The organism is Kitasatospora sp. NPDC059160, assembly GCF_042755465.1.
Taxonomy (GTDB): domain Bacteria; phylum Actinomycetota; class Actinomycetes; order Streptomycetales; family Streptomycetaceae; genus Kitasatospora.
The window spans coordinates 26,255-44,114 of sequence record NZ_JBHZCN010000056.1 but is presented as its reverse complement, the minus strand read 5'-3'; the positions used below and the strand labels follow the sequence as shown (position 1 = coordinate 44,114).

The 17,860-nt window shown below is 73.2% G+C and carries 17 protein-coding genes; 13 read left to right on the top strand and 4 right to left on the bottom strand.

What is annotated here, in order from left to right:
- Positions 1-100 precede the first annotated feature (100 nt).
- The 9 genes from ACFXOZ_RS23750 to ACFXOZ_RS23710 all read left to right on the top strand — a co-directional run bounded on the left by ACFXOZ_RS23750 (position 101) and on the right by ACFXOZ_RS23710 (position 10,787).
- Positions 101-967: a TrmH family RNA methyltransferase gene (locus ACFXOZ_RS23750; protein WP_375890886.1), complete on the top strand. Its 867-nt coding sequence runs from the start codon at positions 101-103 to the stop codon at positions 965-967.
- Between the two features lie 115 nt (positions 968-1,082).
- Positions 1,083-2,186 carry an ATP-binding protein gene (locus ACFXOZ_RS23745; RefSeq protein WP_375890888.1) on the top strand — a complete coding sequence of 368 codons (1,104 nt, stop codon included), beginning with the start codon at positions 1,083-1,085 and terminating at the stop codon, positions 2,184-2,186.
- Between the two features lie 223 nt (positions 2,187-2,409).
- Positions 2,410-3,531 (top strand): phenylalanine--tRNA ligase subunit alpha, encoded by a 1,122-nt coding sequence (gene pheS / locus ACFXOZ_RS23740; RefSeq protein WP_375890889.1) that lies wholly within the window; start codon positions 2,410-2,412, stop codon positions 3,529-3,531.
- Positions 3,531-6,032, top strand: a complete 2,502-nt coding sequence (gene pheT / locus ACFXOZ_RS23735; RefSeq protein WP_380592486.1) for a phenylalanine--tRNA ligase subunit beta — start codon at positions 3,531-3,533, stop codon at positions 6,030-6,032. The genes pheS and pheT overlap by 1 nt, the downstream gene beginning before the upstream one ends.
- A 110-nt stretch (positions 6,033-6,142) precedes the next feature.
- A complete protein-coding gene (locus ACFXOZ_RS23730; RefSeq protein WP_380528959.1) occupies positions 6,143-6,580 on the top strand; it encodes a GntR family transcriptional regulator in 438 nt (145 codons plus the stop codon).
- Positions 6,577-7,503 (top strand): ATP-binding cassette domain-containing protein, encoded by a 927-nt coding sequence (locus ACFXOZ_RS23725; protein WP_375890895.1) that lies wholly within the window; start codon positions 6,577-6,579, stop codon positions 7,501-7,503. Before ACFXOZ_RS23730 ends, ACFXOZ_RS23725 begins: the two co-directional genes overlap by 4 nt.
- Positions 7,500-8,465 (top strand): hypothetical protein, encoded by a 966-nt coding sequence (locus ACFXOZ_RS23720; protein WP_380592484.1) that lies wholly within the window; start codon positions 7,500-7,502, stop codon positions 8,463-8,465. Before ACFXOZ_RS23725 ends, ACFXOZ_RS23720 begins: the two co-directional genes overlap by 4 nt.
- Before the next feature lie 119 nt (positions 8,466-8,584).
- Positions 8,585-9,427 carry a chitosanase gene (locus tag ACFXOZ_RS23715; protein WP_380592482.1) on the top strand — a complete coding sequence of 281 codons (843 nt, stop codon included), beginning with the start codon at positions 8,585-8,587 and terminating at the stop codon, positions 9,425-9,427.
- Positions 9,428-9,701: 274 nt separating this feature from the next.
- A complete protein-coding gene (locus ACFXOZ_RS23710) occupies positions 9,702-10,787 on the top strand; it encodes a sugar ABC transporter substrate-binding protein (RefSeq protein WP_380528967.1) in 1,086 nt (361 codons plus the stop codon).
- A gap of 76 nt (positions 10,788-10,863) precedes the next feature.
- Here the strand turns inward: ACFXOZ_RS23710 and ACFXOZ_RS23705 are convergent, their stop codons facing one another.
- Complete coding sequence (locus ACFXOZ_RS23705) at positions 10,864-11,733, bottom strand: 3-hydroxybutyryl-CoA dehydrogenase (RefSeq protein WP_375890902.1); 870 nt, start codon at positions 11,731-11,733, stop codon at positions 10,864-10,866.
- 284 nt (positions 11,734-12,017) lie between these two features.
- Here ACFXOZ_RS23705 and ACFXOZ_RS23700 point away from each other — a divergent pair, with 284 nt between their 5' ends.
- Positions 12,018-12,836: an SDR family NAD(P)-dependent oxidoreductase gene (locus ACFXOZ_RS23700; RefSeq protein ID WP_380592480.1), complete on the top strand. Its 819-nt coding sequence runs from the start codon at positions 12,018-12,020 to the stop codon at positions 12,834-12,836.
- Positions 12,837-12,887: 51 nt separating this feature from the next.
- Here the strand turns inward: ACFXOZ_RS23700 and ACFXOZ_RS23695 are convergent, their stop codons facing one another.
- Positions 12,888-13,817: a polysaccharide deacetylase family protein gene (locus ACFXOZ_RS23695; RefSeq protein WP_380592478.1), complete on the bottom strand. Its 930-nt coding sequence runs from the start codon at positions 13,815-13,817 to the stop codon at positions 12,888-12,890.
- A gap of 219 nt (positions 13,818-14,036) precedes the next feature.
- Between ACFXOZ_RS23695 and ACFXOZ_RS23690 the strand changes: the two genes are divergently transcribed.
- Positions 14,037-14,927: an SAM-dependent methyltransferase gene (locus ACFXOZ_RS23690; protein WP_375890908.1), complete on the top strand. Its 891-nt coding sequence runs from the start codon at positions 14,037-14,039 to the stop codon at positions 14,925-14,927.
- Between the two features lie 138 nt (positions 14,928-15,065).
- The gene (locus ACFXOZ_RS23685) at positions 15,066-15,623 is read left to right on the top strand and encodes an HD domain-containing protein (RefSeq protein WP_380592476.1); all 558 of its coding nucleotides are present in this window, start codon (positions 15,066-15,068) and stop codon (positions 15,621-15,623) included.
- A gap of 77 nt (positions 15,624-15,700) precedes the next feature.
- Here ACFXOZ_RS23685 and ACFXOZ_RS23680 read toward each other — a convergent pair whose 3' ends face one another.
- Both ACFXOZ_RS23680 and ACFXOZ_RS23675 read right to left on the bottom strand, forming a co-directional pair.
- The gene (locus tag ACFXOZ_RS23680) at positions 15,701-16,078 is read right to left on the bottom strand and encodes an RNA-binding S4 domain-containing protein (protein ID WP_375890911.1); all 378 of its coding nucleotides are present in this window, start codon (positions 16,076-16,078) and stop codon (positions 15,701-15,703) included.
- Positions 16,079-16,137: 59 nt separating this feature from the next.
- On the bottom strand, positions 16,138-16,542 hold the full coding sequence (locus ACFXOZ_RS23675; RefSeq protein ID WP_375890912.1) for a VOC family protein: 405 nt from the start codon (positions 16,540-16,542) through the stop codon (positions 16,138-16,140).
- Between the two features lie 83 nt (positions 16,543-16,625).
- Between ACFXOZ_RS23675 and ACFXOZ_RS23670 the strand changes: the two genes are divergently transcribed.
- Positions 16,626-17,837, top strand: coding sequence for a methyltransferase (locus ACFXOZ_RS23670; RefSeq protein ID WP_380529871.1), 1,212 nt, complete (start codon positions 16,626-16,628; stop codon positions 17,835-17,837).
- The last annotated feature ends 23 nt before the right edge of the window (positions 17,838-17,860 follow it).

The window sequence follows — 17,860 nt, the reverse complement described above, 5'->3', positions numbered from 1 at the left end:
CCGGACCCGCAGGCTCTCCTGCGGGTCCGGTTCTGCGTTCCCCCCACCTCCAGCCTCCGTCAGCCTCCGTCAGCCGACGGCGCCCCCAGAGAACGAGACCATGTCGACCACCGAGACCCCCCTGCTCACCTCCCTGCGCTCGCCGCGCGTCGTCGCCGCCCGCCGGCTCGCCAAGCGGAACCAGCGCACCAAGGAGCGCCGCTTCCTGGCCGAGGGCCCGCAGGCCGTCCGGGAGGCCGTCGCGTTCGGCCGGCTGCCGGGGACGGACGAGCACGCCGTGGTCGAGGTGTACGTGGGCCTGGAGGCCGCCGAGCGGCACGCGGACATCGTCGAGGCGGCCCTGGCCGAGGGGGTGCCGGTGCTGACCGCCACCGACGAGGTGATCGCCGACATCTGCGACACGGTGACCCCGCAGGGGATCGTGGCGCTCTGCCGCTTCATCGACACCCCGTTCGCCGAGGTCCTGGCGGCCCGGCCGAAGCTGGTGGCGATCCTCGCCCACGTGCGCGACCCCGGGAACGCCGGGACGGTGCTGCGCACCGCCGACGCGGCCGGCGCGGACGCCGTGGTGCTCACCGACGCCTCGGTGGACCTGTACAACCCCAAGGCCGTCCGGGCCTCCGTCGGCAGCCTGTTCCACCTGCCGGTGGCGGTCGGCGTGCCGGTCGAGGAGGCGGTCGGGCAGCTGCGCGCGGCCGGGATCCGGGTGCTCGCCGCGGACGGCGCGGGGGAGCGCGACCTGGACCGGGAGCTGGACGAGGGCACGCTGGGCGCGCCCGGCGCGTGGGTGTTCGGCAACGAGGCGTGGGGGCTCCCGGAGGAGACCCGCGCGCTCACCGACGAGGTCGTGCGCGTCCCGATCCACGGGCACGCCGAGAGCCTCAACCTGGCCACCGCCGCGGCCGTCTGCCTGTACGCCTCGGCCCGGGCCCAGCGGTCGCCCGGCGGCTGCCGCTCGAACGGCTGATCTGCCCCGGGCGCGCGGCGTTCTCACGTTGCAAGCCCTACTACGGGGGCCTGGGAGGCGCTAGGGTCTGCCTCGGTGGGGGGAACGGCACGGTGGGTAATCGGGGAGGCAACCCATGGTCGGCAGCGGACCCGAGCTCGACCCGGACGACCTGCCGGACGGCCTGGTGGTCGCCGACGCGCTGGGCCGGGTGGTTCGCTTCAACCGGGCCGCGGCCCGGCTCACCGGCGTGCTCCCGGACGCCGCGCTGGGCAGCGCGCTGGAGGACGTCCTGCCGCTGGAGGACCTGGACGGCCGCCGCTGGTGGCAGCTGACCGACCCGTACGGAGGCCTGGCGATCCGCACCCGCCAGCCCGAGCGCAACCTGCTGCTGCCCGGCGGCCGCGAGGTGCTGGTCTCCGCCCGGTACGTCCGGGCGGTGCCCCAGGGGCCGCTGGAGCGCCTGGTGATCGCCCTGCGCGGGACCGAGGCCCGGCGCCGCACCGAGCGCAGCCACGCCGAGCTGATCGCCACCGTCGCGCACGAGCTGCGCTCCCCGCTGACCAGCGTCAAGGGCTTCACGGCGACGCTGCTGGCCAAGTGGGAGCGGTTCACCGACGGGCAGAAGCGGCTGATGCTGGAGACGGTGGACGCCGACGCGGACCGGGTCACCCGGCTGATCGCCGAGCTGCTGGACATCTCCCGGATCGACGCCGGGCGGCTGGAGCTGCGCAAGCAGGTCGTCGACCTGGCGGCCGCGGTGCGCCGGCACGTCGAGCGCAAGGTCGCCACCGGGATCCCCGAGGAGCGCTTCGACATCCGGATCAGCGAGCCGCTGACCGTGCTGTGGGCGGACCCGGACAAGGTCGACCAGGTGCTGGGGAACCTGCTGGAAAACGCGGTGCGGCACGGCGAGGGAACTGTCACCATCGAGGTGGCACCGGCCAAGGAGGTCGTCGAGGCGCCCGTCTGGGAGCGCTCCGGCACCCCTCCCCGCATCGTGGAAGGCACCGCGGTCACCGTGAGCGACGAAGGAAGCGGCATCCCCGAGGAGTCGATGCCGCGCGTCTTCACCCGCTTCTGGCGGGGCTCCAAGCGCGGTGGCACCGGCCTGGGCCTCTACATCGTCAAGGGCGTCGTGGAGGCCCACGGCGGCTCGATCCGGGTCGACCGCGCCCCCGGCGGCGGGGCCAGGTTCCGATTTATCCTGCCCGCCGGCATCCCCGACTTCATGCTCTGAGCAGCCCCTGAGGTCGGCCCCGGGCGGGCTTGACGGCAGTCGCGCTACGCGCTGCGACTACACTCGACCTTTGGCGTTGCGCAACGCCCTGTGCGGCTGTGCCGTGGACACCACTCCCCGTGAGCACGGAGAACGGCTGCCCGCGCCCCGGCCCCGCCGGGCGTGACGCGAAGGCGAGCCCACACACCTGAGCACGGACGAGCAGGAGCACGGGAAGATAGAGATGTCGGCACCCAACAAGTCGTACGACCCGGTCGAGGTCGAGGCCCTCAAGCCCGAGGTGGTGGAGCAGGCGCGCGACGAGGCGATCGCCGCCTTCGCCGCCGCCGGCTCCCTGGACGAGCTGAAGCAGGCGAAGGTCGCCCACACCGGCGACCGTTCCGCGCTCTCGCTCGCCAACCGCGAGATCGGCGCCCTCCCGCCGCACGCCAAGGCCGCCGCAGGCAAGCTGATCGGCCAGGCCCGCGGCGCCGTCAACCAGGCGCTGGCCAAGCGGCAGGCGGAGCTGGAGGCGGAGCGGGACGCCCGCGTGCTGGTCGAGGAGGCGGTGGACGTCACGCTGCCGTACGACCGCGCACCGCGCGGCGCCCGGCACCCGCTGACCACGCTGGCCGAGCGCATCGAGGACACCTTCGTCGCGATGGGCTACCAGGTGGCCGAGGGCCCCGAGGTCGAGGCCGAGTGGCTGAACTTCGACGCCCTCAACCTGGGCCCGGACCACCCGGCCCGCTCGATGCAGGACACCTTCTTCGTGCAGGCCCCGGACGGCTCCGCCGACTCCGGCGTGGTGCTGCGCACCCAGACTTCCCCGGTCCAGGCCCGCACCCTGCTCGACCGCGAGCCCCCGGTCTACGTGGTCTGCCCCGGCCGGGTCTACCGGACGGACGAGCTGGACGCCACCCACACCCCGGTGTTCCGGCAGGTCGAGGGCCTCGCCGTCGACGAGGGCATCACCTTCGCCGACCTCAAGGGCACCATCGAGGTGCTGGTCGAGAAGCTGATCGGCGGCGGCCTGGAACTGCGCTGGCGCCCCTCGTACTTCCCGTTCACCGAGCCGAGCGCCGAGATCGACCTGCAGTGCTTCGTGTGCCGCGGCGAGAGCGTCGGCAACCCGGACCGCCCGTGCCGCACCTGCTCCTCCGAGGGCTGGATCGAGCTCGGCGGCTGCGGCGTGGTCAACCCGCGGGTGCTGGTCGCCTGCGGCGTGGACCCGAACCGCTACAGCGGGTTCGCCTTCGGCCTGGGCCTGGAGCGGATCCTGATGAATCGTCACAACGTCGCCGACATGCGCGACATGGTCGAGGGTGACGTGCGCTTCACCCTCCCGTTCGGGATGGAGATCTGATGCGCGTCCCGCTTTCCTGGCTGCGCGAGTACGTCGACCTTCCGGCCGGCGAGACCGGCCGTGACGTGGCCGAGCGCCTGGTCCGGGCCGGCCTGGAGGTCGAGACCGTCGAGCAGATCGGCGCCGACCTCAAGGGCCCGCTGGTGGTCGGCGAGGTGCTCTCCATCGAGGAGCTGTCCGGCTTCAAGAAGCCGATCCGGCACTGCTTCGTCAACGTCGGCGACGCCAACGGCACCGGTGAGCCGCAGGAGATCGTCTGCGGCGCGACCAACTTCGCCGTCGGCGACAAGGTCGTCGTCGTGCTCCCCGGCGCCGTGCTGCCCGGCCCGTTCCCGATCGCGGCCCGCAAGACCTACGGCCAGACCTCGGCCGGCATGATCTGCTCCGCCCGCGAGCTGGGCATGGGCGACGACCACAACGGCATCATCGTGCTCCCGCCGGAGTACGAGCCCGGCACGGACGCCATCGAGCTGCTCCAGCTGGTCGACGACGTGCTGGACATCGCCGTCACCCCGGACCGCGGCTACTGCCTGTCGATGCGCGGCGTGGCCCGGGAGGCCGCCGCCGCGTACGGGCTGCCGCTGGCCGACCCGGCGCTGCTCGACGTGCCGCCGGCCAACTCCTTCGGCTACCTGGTCAAGGTCAACGACCCGGCCGGCTGCGACCGCTTCGTGGCCCGCACGGTCGTCGGCGTCGACCCGACCGCCAAGTCCCCGATCTGGCTGCAGCGCCGCCTCCAGAAGGCGGGCATCCGCCCGATCTCGCTGACCGTCGACATCACCAACTACGTGATGCTGGAGGTCGGCCAGCCGCTGCACGCCTACGACAAGCAGCGCGTGACCGGCCCGATCACGGTCCGCCGGGCGGCCGAGGGCGAGCTCCTCACCACCCTCGACGGGGTCGAGCGCAAGCTCGCCGCCGAGGACCTGCTGATCTGCGACACCAGCGGCCCGATCGGCCTGGCCGGGGTCATGGGCGGCGCCTCCACCGAGATCCTCGACCCGGCCGCTGGCCCGGGCACCACCGAGGTGATCATCGAGGCCGCGCACTTCGACCCGGTCTCCATCGCCCGCACCGCCAAGCGGCACAAGCTGCCCTCCGAGGCGTCCAAGCGCTTCGAGCGCGGCGTCGACCCGGAGGCCACCCGCGCCGCCGCGCAGCGCGCCGTCGACCTGCTGGTGCTGATCGCCGGCGGCACCGCGGAGGCCGGGGTCACCGACATCGCGGCCCCGCACCCGCTGCGCACCATCACCATCGCCGCCGACCTGCCGGACCGGGTCGCCGGGACGGTGTACGGCCGCGAGAGCGTCACCCGGCGGCTGCAGGAGATCGGCTGCTCGGTCTCGGGTGCCGACGTCCTGGAGGTCACCCCGCCGACCTGGCGGCCCGACCTCACCGACCCGTACGACCTCGCCGAGGAGGTCATCCGGCTGGAGGGGTACGACAACGTCCCCGCCCGGATGCCGAACGTCCCGCCGGGCAAGGGCCTGACCGAGGCCCAGCGGGTGCACCGCCGGATCGGCGTGGCGCTGGCCGGGGCCGGCTACGTGGAGGTCAACAACTACCCGTTCCTCGGCGAGGCCGCCTTCGAGGCGCTCGGCCTGGAGCCGGAGGACCGCCGCCGCCGTACGGTCAAGCTGGTCAACCCGCTCAACGACGAGGAACCGTCGCTGCGCACCACGATGCTGCCGGGCCTGCTCGGCACGCTGCGCCGCAACATCGGCCGGGGCAACACCGACCTGGCGGTCTTCGAGACCGGCACGGTGTTCCTGCCCAAGGACGAGCTCTCGGTGGCCCCGCGCCCGGCCGTCGACCGCCGGCCGAGCGACGCCGAGCTGGCCGAGCTGGACGCCGCGCTGCCGGACCAGCCGCGCCGGGTCGCCGTCGCCCTCGCGGGCGAGCGGCTGCCGTCCGGCTGGTGGGGCAAGGGCGACCAGGCCTCCTGGGCGGACGCCGTCGAGGCGGCCCGTACGGTGGCCCGCGCGGCCGGCGTCGAGCTGACCGTCCGCCAGGGCCAGCTGGCGCCCTGGCACCCGGGCCGCTGCGCCGAGCTGGTCGTGGCCGGCACCGACCGGGTGGTCGGTCACGCGGGTGAGCTGCACCCGCGGGTGGTCAAGTCGCTGGGCCTGCCGGCCCGTACGGCGGCGATGGAGCTCGACATCGACCTGCTGACGGCCGACGGCCCGGCGAAGGTCGACGGCCCGGCGGTCTCCGGCTTCCCGGTGGCCACCCAGGACGTCGCGCTGATCGTCGACACCGCCGTCCCGGCCGCCGAGGTTGAGGCCGCGCTGCGTTCGGGTGCGGGCGAACTGCTGGAGGCCATCCGGCTGTTCGACGTGTTCACCGGCGAGCAGGTCGGCGAGGGCAAGAAGTCGCTGGCCTACGCGCTGCGCTTCCGCGCGGCCGACCGCACCCTGACCGCCGACGAGGCCACCGCCGCCCGCGAGGCGGCCGTCGCCGAGGCCGTCACCCGCACCGGCGCGGTGCTGCGCGGCGCCTGATCCGCCGCCAGGGCCTGACAGGGCCCCGTCCGGACCGTTTCGGTCCGGACGGGGCCCTTTGCGCTTCCTTGGGTTGACGGCCTGTCATCCGATCGTTTATCTCTTTACCTATGGAACTAGATAAAGGCGCTGACCAGCCCTCTCCGATCGAGTTCCGCCTGGACCCGGCCTCCGGCGTCCCGACCTACCTGCAACTCGTGCAGCAGGTCGAACAGGCGCTGAGGATGGGCTGGTTGACGGAGGGGGACCAGCTGCCCCGGGTGCGTGAGGTGGTCGCCGGGCTGGCGATCAACCCCAACACCGTGCTCAAGGCCTACCGGGAGCTGGAGCACCGCGGCCTGGCGGTCGGACGGCGCGGCCAGGGCACCTTCGTGCGCGGGCTGCCCGCCGGAGTGGTGCCGCTGCGCGAACGGGCCGCGCTGCGGCGGGGGCTGCTGGACTGGATGCGCTCGGCGCGGACCGCCGGGCTGGACGAAGGGGGGATGGTCGCGGTGTTCGAGGACGCGCTGCGCGACCTGCGCGAGGGCCGGGACGGGGTGGTGGCGTGACGGCCGCGGACACCGTGATCGACTGCGGCGGGATCGGCAAGCGCTACCGCCGCTCCTGGGCGCTGCGGGACTGCCACCTGGCCGTCCCGGCCGGGCACGTGGTCGCGCTGGTCGGCCCGAACGGCGCCGGCAAGACGACCCTGCTCAGCCTGGCCGCCGGGCTGACCCTGCCGAGCGAGGGCGCGATGACCGTCCTCGGCGACCAACTCCCCGGCTCGCCAAGGGCCTTGGACCGGATCGGCTTCGTCGCCCAGAACGCCGCGCTCTACCCCGGCCTGCCCGTGCGCGATCTGCTCGCGATGGGCCGCCACCTCAACCGGCGCTGGGACGACGCCCGGGCGCGCACTCACCTGGACGGCCTCGGCATCCCGATGGACCGCAAGTACGGCCGGCTCTCCGGCGGCCAGCAGGCGCAGGTCTCGCTCGCCCTGGCCCTCGCCAAACGGCCAGAACTGCTGCTCCTGGACGAGCCGTTGGCCGCGCTCGACCCGCTCGCCCGGCACGACTTCATGGCCGTGCTGCTGACCGCGGTGGCCGAGGACGGCCTCTCGGTGCTGTTCTCCTCGCACGCCGTCAACGAGCTGGAGCAGAGCTGCGACTACCTGGTGGTGCTGACCGGCGGCCGGGTCCAGGTGTCCGGGGAGGTGGACGACCTGGTCGGCGGCCACCGGATGCTCACCGGCCCCACCGCCGAGGCCGACGCGGTCGCCGAACGGCTGCCGGTGGTCCGCGACCGCCGGGCCGGCGCCCAGTCCCACCTGCTGGTGCGCACCGGCGGCCCGGACGCGCCGGTCTCCGCCGGCTGGCGCCAACAGCGCATCGGCCTGGAGGAGTTGGTGCTCGCCTACCTGCGCGAGCCGACCGCCTCCGCGCTGCCCGGCCCGCGCGGGGCCGTCCGTACGAACCAGAAGGTACCGTCATGAGCGCCACCACCCTCGCCCCGCCCCGCTCCGCCGTGCTGCGGGCCGCCGGGCTGCGCCACCGGCCCGCGTTGCTGACCCTGCTCGCGGTGATGGGCGTGGTCTCCGTCGCCCTGTTGCTGCACGGCTGGTACCTGCACGACGGCCTGGACCGCACCGGCGCGGGCTCCTGCGATCCGACCACCGCCGCCTGCGCGGCCACGTTCAAGCGGTTCCTGCACCAGTACGCCGACACCATGCCGATGCTCGGCAACGTGTCCTACGTCCTGGGCGGCATGTTCGGTGCCTTCCTCGGCGGCCCGCTGCTGGCGCGGGAGTTCGAGCACGGCACGGTGCGCTTCGCCTGGACCCAGGGGGCCGGGCGGACCCGCTGGACGGCGGGCGGCCTGGTGCTGGGCGGCGCGGTGCTGGCCGTGGTGGCGGCGCTGTTCGGGCTGGTGCTGCGCTGGTGGAACGCACCGCTGGAGCTGCTGGGCGGACAGTTCCACCCGGACCTCTTCGGGCAGGCGTCGCCGGTGCTGGTCGGGCGGGTGCTGGTGGCCTTCGGGGTCGCGGCGCTGGCCGGCGCGGTGCTGCGCCGCACCGTGCTCGCGGTGGGCCTGGGTCTGGCGGCCTCGGTCGCCCTGCCGTTCCTCGCCGTGGCCGTGCGCTCGCACTACATGGCCCCGTTGGACGAGCCGGTGCGCGCCATGACGTCCCTCGCGGTGGACGACCGCTGGGTGCTGAGCGTCTGGTACTCGGACCCGGCCGGGAACCGGCTCTCCGAGGCGGACTTCTACAACCTCGGCGGCGACTACGCCCACCTCCAGTCCCTGGTGCACGACGGCGGGTACACCATGCACGAGGTGTACCAACCGGCGGACCGGTTCTGGCCGTTCCAGTGGATCGAGTTCGGCTGGACGACCCTGCTCGCGGTGGCGCTGTGCGCGGCGGCGGTCTGGTGGGTGCGGCGGCGGGCGGTCTGACCTGCGCCGTCCTTGATTGTTTGAAGTGTTTTCGTCAAAACCCTTGCGGCGGCGGCGGTTCCGGGCGTTTCCTTCTCGTTAGGAAGCTTTCCTAACCGATCGAGGAACCGGAGCGTCCCATGCGTCCTCAGCCCCGTCGCGCCCTCCACATAGCCCTCGCCGCCGCCCTGGTGGCCGCGCCCCTCACCGTCGCGGCCGCCTCGGCCGCCCAGGCCGCCCCCGCGGCCGCGGCCTCCGTCCAGCTCAAGGGCGTCGGCCTCGACGACCCGCACAAGAAGGACATCGCGATGCAGCTGGTGTCCAGTGCGGAGAACTCCTCGCTGGACTGGAAGGCCCAGTACAAGTACATCGAGGACATCGGTGACGGCCGCGGCTACACCGCCGGCATCATCGGCTTCTGTTCCGGCACCGGCGACATGCTGGACCTGGTCCAGCACTACACCGACCTCAAGCCCGGCAACGTCCTCGCCAAGTACCTGCCCGCGCTGAAGAAGGTCAACGGCAGCGCCTCGCACTCCGGCCTCGGCGACGCCTTCGTCAAGGACTGGGCCGCCGCCGCCAAGGACCAGACCTTCCAGCAGGCCCAGAACGACGAGCGCGACCGGGTGTACTTCAACCCCGCCGTCAACCAGGCCAAGGCCGACGGCCTGCGCGCGCTCGGCCAGTTCGCCTACTACGACGCCATCGTGATGCACGGCCCCGGCAACAGCTCCGACAGCTTCGGGGGCATCCGCGCGGCCGCGATGAAGAAGGCGAGGACGCCCGCCCAGGGCGGCGACGAGGCCACCTACCTCAAGGCCTTCCTGGACGCCCGCAAGGTGGTCATGAAGAAGGAGGCCGCGCACTCCGACACCAGCCGGGTCGACACCGAGCAGTCGGTGTTCCTCAACGCCAAGAACTTCGACCTCAACCCGCCGCTCAAGTGGAAGGTCTACGGCGACAGCTACAGCATCAACAGCTGACGCCCGGGCCGACGCCGTGGCGGGAACCCGTTTCCCCGGGTTTCCGCCACCTCGGCGTTTCGATCACCCCCGTTCTGATCACCCCCGTTTTGATCACCCCCCCGCGAAAAGCCCAAGGGACTGTGAAAGTCCTGTTCATCCCGTAACGAATCGAGCAGGGGCATAACGAACGATCCCTCCCGCATTGACGCATTCGCCCGGTGGCGCTTGACTCCGTCCCCTGCCGCAGGGTTGCGGCGCAGTACAGGAGGCACCACCGATCATGATCAGACCCATGCGTCTCGCGGCCGCGGGCACGGCCACCGTGTCGCTCGCACTCGCCCTCACGGCCTGCGGCCAGACGGTGGCGGGACAGGCGCCGGCGGCGGGCGGGAGCGGGGGTGGCGGTGAGGGCATCGGGCTGCTGCTGCCGGAGAGTGCGTCCTCCACCCGGTACGACGCGTTCGACAAGCCCCTGATCGAGCAGACGGTGACGGGCCTCTGCACCAAGTGCACGGTGAGCTACGCCAACGCGGGAGGCGACGCGTCCGTCCAGAAGAAGCAGTTCGACGACCTGCTCGCCAAGGGCGTGAAGGTCATCCTGCTCGACCCGGTCGACGCCAAGCTCACCGGACCGTGGGTGGACGCCGCCAACGCCAAGGGCGTGAAGGTCGTCGCCTACGACCGGCTGGCCCAGGGCAAGGTCGCCGCGTACGTCTCCTTCGACAACCAGCAGACCGGTCAGCTCCAGGGCCAGTCCCTGCTCGACGCGCTCGGCCCGAAGGCCTCCTCGGCCAACGTCGTGATGATCGACGGCGCCGAGTCCGACCCCAACGCCGCGCAGTTCAAGGCGGGCGCGCACCTCGCGCTGGACGGCCGGGTCAAGATCGCCTACGAGCAGTCCGGCGAGTGGAAGCCTGACGTGGCCACCGCGAAGACGAACGAGGCCATCCAGAGCCTCGGGAAGAACGGCATCCAGGCCGTCTACGCCGCGAACGACGGCATGGCCGCCGCCGTCATCGAGGCCCTGAAGGCCGCGGGCCTCAAGAACGTGCCGGTCGGCGGCCAGGACGCCTCCCTCGACGCCGTCCGCCGGGTGCTCACCGGCGAGCAGGCGTACACCATCTACAAGCCGTACAAGCCCGAGACGGACGCGGCGGGCAGCATCGCCGTCCAGCTGGCCGAGGGCATGGACATCAGCACCACCGCCGCCACGCTCACCGACAGCGGCGGGTTGAAGATCCCCTCGCTGCTGCTCACCCCGATCGTGGTGACCAAGGCGAAGGTGGAGGCGACGGTCGTCGACGGCGGGCTCTACAAGGCGTCCGACATCTGCACCCCGCAGTACGCCCAGGCCTGCGCGGAGGCCGGGGTCAAGTAGCGCGGGCCGCGGGGCGGCCGGAAAAGGGGCGGGCCCGTACCGGAGACCGGTACGGGCCCGCCCCTCACGTCCGGGCTCAGGCGCTCGCGGTGTAGTCGTAGAAGCCGCGGCCGGACTTGCGGCCCAGCAGGCCGGCGTCGACCATCCGGGACAGCAGCGGGGGAGCGGCGTACAGCGGCTCCTTGTACTCGTCGTACATCGATTCGGCGATCGAGACGATGGTGTCCAGGCCGATCAGGTCGCACAGCCGCAGCGGGCCCATCGGGTGGGCGCAGCCGGCCTCCATGCCCTTGTCGATGTCGGAGGCGGTGGCCACGCCCGACTCGAACATCCGCACCGCGGACAGCAGGTACGGCACGAGCAGGGCGTTGACCACGAAGCCGGCCCGGTCGCGGGCCCGGATCGGCTCCTTGGCGAGGGCCTGGGTGGCGAAGGCCTCGACCCGCTCGGTGGTGGTCGCCGAGGTGGTCAGGGTCGGGATGACCTCGACCAGCTTCTGCACCGGCGCCGGGTTGAAGAAGTGCAGGCCGATGACCTGCTCCGGGCGGGAGGTGGCGGCGGCCAGCTTCACGATCGGGATCGAGGAGGTGTTGGAGGCCAGGATCGCGTCCCGGCGCTCGACGACCTGGTCCAGGGTCTGGAAGATCTTGACCTTGATGTCCTCGCGCTCGGCGACCGCCTCGACCACCAGGTCGCGGTCGGCGAAGTCGGACAGGTCGGTGGTGAAGGACAGCCGGGACAGCGCCTCGTCCCGCTGCTCGGGGCTCAGCTTGCCGCGCTTGACCGCCGTGTCCAGGGAGTTGGTCAGCCGGGTGCGGCCGAACTCCAGCGCCTCACCGCTGGCCTCCGACACCAGGACGTCCAGTCCGGCCCGGGCGAAGACCTCGGCGATGCCCGACCCCATGAGACCGCAGCCGACTACTCCGACGCGTGCGATGTCACTCACTCAGTTGCCCTTCGGTGGTGCTGGGGGTCGCCCAGCGAACTGGTGGCCCAGCGAGCTCGCTGGTCAACGGGTCGGTGTACCGGAATGGGTGCACCGGTCACCGCCCCGACGACGTTACTACTCCGTACTCGCCAGTAGGTCACCCCCTCCCCGGCACAGTGCCAGCCCGGACGGCCCCCCGATCGGGTGAGGCCGCACCGCCTGCGGGTGCGCCCGGGCCCGCCGCCGCCCGCCGCCGGACAGAATGCCGCAGACGGGGGCCGGGGACGGGAAGGGAGCACACGGTGCCGACGGGATCGCTCACAGGACAGGTCGCCCTGGTCACCGGCGGCGGCCGGGGCATCGGCCGCGAGATCGCCGTCGGCCTGGCCGCCGAGGGCATGGCCGTCGGCCTGGTCGGCCGCACCCACGAGACGCTGACCGACACCCTCAAGGAGTGCGTCAAGCACGGCTCCCGGGGCGTCGCCGTCACCGCGGACGTCTGCCGCCCCGGCTCGGTCCGGGAGGCCGTCCGGCTGGTCGAGCGCGACCTCGGCCCGATCGACCTGCTGGTCAACAACGCCGGCCTGGTCGACCGCGCCGAGGTGCCGCTCTGGGAGACCGACCCCAACCAGTGGTGGCAGGTGATCGAGACCAACCTGCGCGGCCCCTACAACCTGCTGCGCTGCGTCCTGCCCGGCATGGTCGCCCGCCGCAGCGGCCGGGTGGTCAACCTCAACTCCGGCTTCGCGCTGCGCCCGGACGGCCACTACACCGCGTACGCGACCTCCAAGGGCGCGCTGCTCCAGCTCTCCGACAACATGGCGGACACGCTGGCCGAGCACGACGTCGTGGTGCTCGACATCAGCCCCGGCGCGGTGGCCACCGACATGACCGCGGGGATGCCGATGTTCCGGGACATGAAGGCCTGGGGCTCGATCCCGTACATGGTCGCCGTCACCGTGGACGCCGCCCGCGGCCGCTTCGACGCGCTGCACGGGCGGTTCATCCACGCCGGGCGGGACGACCTGGCGGAGCTGGTCGCACAGGCCGACGCGATCCGCGCGGTGGACGCCCGGACGCTGCGGCTGCGCCCGTACAAGGACGACGACCCGATGGCCTGACCGGCTTCGGCGGGAGCTCAGTCGGGGGCGGGGAGTTCCGGTCGGGGCCGGTCACGCACACAGTTGGCTGGCGGTGACCGGCTTGAGCCCCGCCTTGGCCAGCCCGTCCAGGATCGCGGGCAGCGCGTCGATGGTGCACTGGTGCCCCATGTGCAGGGCCACCACCGAGCCGCCGCGCACCGAGCCCAGCACCCGGCGCTGGAGCTCGGCGGCGCTCGGGTCGTTGTAGTCCCGCGGATCGACGTCGAAGGACAGCACGTGCTCGTAGCCGACGGCCTTGGCCTGGTCGCGCACCATCGAGGTGGCGTACTGCGCGGCGGAGGGGCGGAACCAGCGGCCCATCGAGCCGGTCAGCCTCGTCAGCCGGTCGGCGCACTGGGCGATCTCGGCACGGGCCTGGTCCGGTGTCATCGCGGAGATGTTGAGGTGGTTCTGGGTGTGGTTGCCCAGTTCGTGGCCGCCGTCCAGGATCCGCCGGGCCATCTGCGGCTGCTGGTCCAGCCAGCTGCCGACCGCCATCACGGTCAGCTTGACGCCGCGCTGCTCGGCGGCCTCCAGCAGGGTGGTGGCGAGCTTCGGGTCGCCGCTGCCGTGGACGGTGAGCGCCACGTTCTTGCCGGTGCGCGGCCCGTACACCACCTCGTACGGGGTGCCGGCCGCCAGCGGCGTCAGGACGGGCGGGGTCGGCGCTGCGGAGGCCGGCGCCGAGGCCTGGGCGGCGGCCGGGGTCGGTTCGCCGCCGGGCTGCGGCTCGCCCGCGGCGCCCGGGGTGGTCGGGGCGGGGGAGGCGGGCCCCTCGCCGCCGTTCCAGGCCGGGTCGGTGGTGTGCTGCGGGTCGACACTGCCGGGGTGCGCGGCGAGCGTCCCGGTGTCGGCCCGGCGGGGCGTGCCGCTGCCGCAGGAGGTGAGGAGTCCGCCGGCGGCGGACAGGGCGGCCAGCTTGGCGGCGGTGCGCAGTACGGTGCGGCGGTCGGCAGTCATCGGCAGCCAGCATAGAGAGGACGGACCCTCCCGGCGATCCGGCAGAGCCGTCCGACGCCGTCCGACACACCGTCCTTGACGTGCACACACTCCGTCTTCCGGGTGTTGCAGGAACCTGAACTCCCGCTGTTTCCACGGCGTGTCGTTGGATACGATCACCGCGCACCGCGTGTTACGGGGCAGTAGGCACATTCCGGCATTGCGCATTGGGGGCGGAACATGATGCACCACGAGGACACCGCGGCCGTCGACCAGGACACCCGCACCGGCTGGGAGTGGGCCAGAGCGGACGACTGGCAGCCGCCGAGCGAGCTCGACACCGGCATCCCGCACACCGCCCGGATGTACGACTACTACCTGGGCGGCAAGGACAACTTCGAGGCTGACCGCAAGGCCGCCCAGGCCGCCATCGCCGCCTACCCGGCGCTGCCGCTGCTGGCCCGCACCAACCGCCAGTTCCTCGGCCGGGCCGTCGAGTTCGCGGCGGGCCGGGGGATCCGCCAGTTCGTCGACATCGGCACCGGCATCCCGACCGTCGGCTCCACCAACGAGGTCGCCCAGCGGGTCGCCCCGGACGCCCGGGTCGTCTACGTCGACAACGACCCGATCGTCGCCACCCACGCCCGCGCCCTGCTGGCCGGGCACCCGGCCGGGCACACCTCGGTCATCGAGGCCGACCTGCGCGACCCGGAGGCGATCCTGCGCCACCCCGCGCTGGGCGCCGCCATCGACCTGTCCCAGCCCGTCGCGCTGATGCTCGTCGCCGTCCTGCACTTCATACGCGACGAGGAGGGCGCCCAGCAGATCGTCCGCACCCTGCGCGAGGTGCTCGCCCCCGGCAGCGCCCTGATCCTCTCCCACGGCAGCCCCGACTTCGCCTCCCGCGAGAGCGCCGCCGAGGGCACCCGGATCTACCGGAGCGCCAGCGCGCCGCTGGTCCTGCGTCCCCGGGCCGGCGTCGAACCCTTCTTCGGGGACTTCGAGTTCGTCGGCCCCGGCCTCGTCCAACTCCCGCTCTGGCGCCCCACCGCGGGCCACCTGCGCACCACCGAACTGCCCGAGGGCTGGCAGGACGTCTCCGCCTACGCCGGCGTCGCCCTCAAGCCGTGACCGGACCCGGCCCGACCGTGGATCCGTGACGACGGCCGGCCCCGGCGCCCCCCTCCGGCGCCGGGGCCGACCGCCCCCACACCGAGCAGACTACGTACGGGCACTGACAATCCCTCACCCTCCCGGCTACCCTGCGGCGTGACCACCGACCTGCCGCCGCTGCCCACCGACGTCGCCGAACTGCTGCGGAGCGTCGACGCCCCGCCCCGACTGGTCGCCCACCTCGCGCTGGTGCACCAGGTCGCCGAGCAGGTCGTCGAGTTCTGCGCCGCCGAGGGCCTGGCCTTCGACCACCACGCCGTCCGCTACGGCGCCGCCACCCACGACATCGGCAAGGTCGTCCACCCCGAGGAGCTCTCGGGCCCGGGCTCCGCGCACGAACCCGCGGGCCACGCCCTGCTGTCGGCCCGCGGCGTCCCCGAGGAACTGGCCCGCTTCGCCCGCACCCACGCGAGCTGGGGCGAGCCCGGCACCACCACCGAGGACCTGCTGGTCAGCCTGGCCGACAAGGCCTGGAAGAACCAGCGGGTCCGCGACCTGGAGGACCGGGTGGTCGAGCGGCTGGCCGCCGCCACCGGCCGCGAGCGCTGGGAGGCCTTCCTCGCCCTGGACGACCTGCTCACCCGGATCGGCGAGGACGCCCCGCGGCGGCTCGCCCTGCAGGCCGCGCATCCGGTGCGTACCGGGAGGAATTGACGCGACAGCGCGCGGCGGGCGGTGTGGGGTTCCGCGGCGACACCGCCGCCGGGTGAGGCCCTTCCCCGTGCGAGCGGCTACCGCCCGCCGCGCAGCTGGTCCAGGTCGCGGCGCTCCCGCTTGGTCGGGCGCCCCGCGCCGCGGTCCCGTTCGAAGGTCGGGGCCACGAACTCGCGCGGCGGCCGCGGCGGACTGTTGTCGACCAGGCACTCCGCCGCGACCGGGGCGCCGACCCGCTTGCGGATCGGCTTGGTCACCACGACGACCCGCTCGTACCCCTCCTCGCGGACCCGGACCTCGTCCCCGGGCCTGAGGGTCTGCGCCGGCTTGGCCCGCTCGCCGTTCACCCGGACATGCCCGGCCTTGCAGGCCGCCGCCGCCAGCGCACGCGTCCTGGCCAGCCGGACCGACCAGATCCAGACGTCCACCCGCACGCTTCCCTGTTCCTCAGCCATCCCGCGAGCCTACCCACGCCGAGGTCCGGTCCGGGCTCGGCCCGGACCGGACGCACCGGCTAGGCCGCGAGGGGGACTTCCTGGACGGCCCAGCCGTTGCCGTCCGGGTCGTTGAAGAACACGAAGTTGTTCCAGGCCTCGCCGTGCCCGTTCACCCGGGCTCCGGCCACGAAGTGCTGGACGGGGCTGACCACCACGCCCCGCGCGGTGAGCTCCGCGTGGGCCTTCTCGATGTCCGGCACCACCAGTTGGAGGCCCTTCACCGAGCCGGGCGGCGACTCGATCACCCCGGCGCCGACCACGATCGAGCAGCGTGAGCCGGGGGGAGTCAGCTGGACCACCCGGACCCCGTCGCGCAGGCGGGTGTCGTGGTCCACGGTGAAGCCGGCCTGCTCCTCGTAGAAGAGCTTCGCGCGGTCCACGTCCGACACCGGGACCACCACGACTTCGAGCTTCCAGTCCATCGCCCTCACCCCTCTCGGTCGGGCTCTTCCAGTATCTGCCCGAAACCGTTCCCCGGCGGACCTTCGGATAGCCTGAGAACACGATGAATCCGCAGACCACGCCCGCTTCGTCACCCTCGGCCACCGCCTTCGCGACCCCCTGGGGCTCCCTCGACCTCACCCGCTTCCCCGCGGACCCCCGCGAGCGGCTGCGGGCCTGGGACGCCGCCGACGAGTACCTGCTGCGCCACCTCGCCGGCGAGGCCGACAGCGCCGACGGCGCCGCCACCGAGCTGGCCGGCCGCCGGATCGCCGTCCTCGGCGACCGCTGGGGCGCGCTGGCCACCGCGCTGGCACCGTACGGACCGGTCCAGATCAGCGACTCCCACCTCGGCCGGCAGGCCACCCGGGAGAACCTCGCCCGGGCCGGCGCCGCCGTCGACGAGGAGCGGCTGCGCACGACCCGGGACACCCCGCCGGAGCGCATCGACGTCCTGCTGGTGCGGGTGCCCAAGAGCCTGGCCCTGCTGGAGGACCAGCTGCACCGGCTCGCCCCGGCCCTCCACCCCGGCACGGTGGTGATCGGCACCGGCATGGTCGCCGAGATCCACACCTCCACCCTGGAGCTGTTCGAGAAGGTGCTCGGCCCGACCCGCACCTCGCTGGCCGTCCGCAAGGCCCGGCTGATCTTCTGCACCCCCGACCCGGCGCTCGACCCCGGCCCCAGCCCGTGGCCGCACCGCTACGCGCTGCCGCCGGACATCGGCCCCGCCGCCGGGCGCACCGTGGTCAACCACGCGGGCACGTTCTGTGCCGAACGGCTCGACATCGGCACCCGGTTCTTCCTGGCCCACTTGCCCACGCCCGCCCCGGGCGACCGGGTGGTGGACCTCGGCTGCGGCAACGGCGTGGTCGGCACCGCGGCCGCGCTGGCCGGGCCGGGCGCGGAGCTGGTGTTCGTGGACGAGTCCCACCAGGCGGTGGCCTCCGCCGAGGAGACCTTCCGCGCCAACCTGGGCCCGGACGCCCCGGCCGAGTTCCGCACCGCCGACGCGCTCGACCCGGCGGTGTTCGCCCCGGGCTCGGTGGACCTGGTGCTCAACAACCCGCCGTTCCACTCCCACCAGGCCACCACCGACGCCACCGCCTGGCGGATGTTCACCGGCGCCCGGCGGGCGCTGCGGCCCGGCGGTGAGCTGTGGGTGGTCGGCAACCGTCACCTCGGCTACCACGTCAAGCTGCGCAAGCTGTTCGGCAACTGCCAACTCGTCGCGGGGAACCCGAAGTTCGTGGTGCTGCGAGCCGTGAAGCGCTGACCGGGGGCCGTCGGCGGCACGGT

Coding starts and splice junctions, on each gene's coding strand:
- ACFXOZ_RS23750 (WP_375890886.1), top strand. CDS start 101: ATGTCGACCACCGAGACCCCCCTGCTCACCTCCCTGCGCTCGCCGCGC.
- ACFXOZ_RS23745 (WP_375890888.1), top strand. CDS start 1,083: ATGGTCGGCAGCGGACCCGAGCTCGACCCGGACGACCTGCCGGACGGC.
- pheS (WP_375890889.1), top strand. CDS start 2,410: ATGTCGGCACCCAACAAGTCGTACGACCCGGTCGAGGTCGAGGCCCTC.
- pheT (WP_380592486.1), top strand. CDS start 3,531: ATGCGCGTCCCGCTTTCCTGGCTGCGCGAGTACGTCGACCTTCCGGCC.
- ACFXOZ_RS23730 (WP_380528959.1), top strand. CDS start 6,143: ATGGAACTAGATAAAGGCGCTGACCAGCCCTCTCCGATCGAGTTCCGC.
- ACFXOZ_RS23720 (WP_380592484.1), top strand. CDS start 7,500: ATGAGCGCCACCACCCTCGCCCCGCCCCGCTCCGCCGTGCTGCGGGCC.
- ACFXOZ_RS23715 (WP_380592482.1), top strand. CDS start 8,585: ATGCGTCCTCAGCCCCGTCGCGCCCTCCACATAGCCCTCGCCGCCGCC.
- ACFXOZ_RS23710 (WP_380528967.1), top strand. CDS start 9,702: ATGCGTCTCGCGGCCGCGGGCACGGCCACCGTGTCGCTCGCACTCGCC.
- ACFXOZ_RS23695 (WP_380592478.1), bottom strand. CDS start 13,817: ATGACTGCCGACCGCCGCACCGTACTGCGCACCGCCGCCAAGCTGGCC.
- ACFXOZ_RS23690 (WP_375890908.1), top strand. CDS start 14,037: ATGATGCACCACGAGGACACCGCGGCCGTCGACCAGGACACCCGCACC.
- ACFXOZ_RS23680 (WP_375890911.1), bottom strand. CDS start 16,078: ATGGCTGAGGAACAGGGAAGCGTGCGGGTGGACGTCTGGATCTGGTCG.
- ACFXOZ_RS23675 (WP_375890912.1), bottom strand. CDS start 16,542: ATGGACTGGAAGCTCGAAGTCGTGGTGGTCCCGGTGTCGGACGTGGAC.
- ACFXOZ_RS23670 (WP_380529871.1), top strand. CDS start 16,626: ATGAATCCGCAGACCACGCCCGCTTCGTCACCCTCGGCCACCGCCTTC.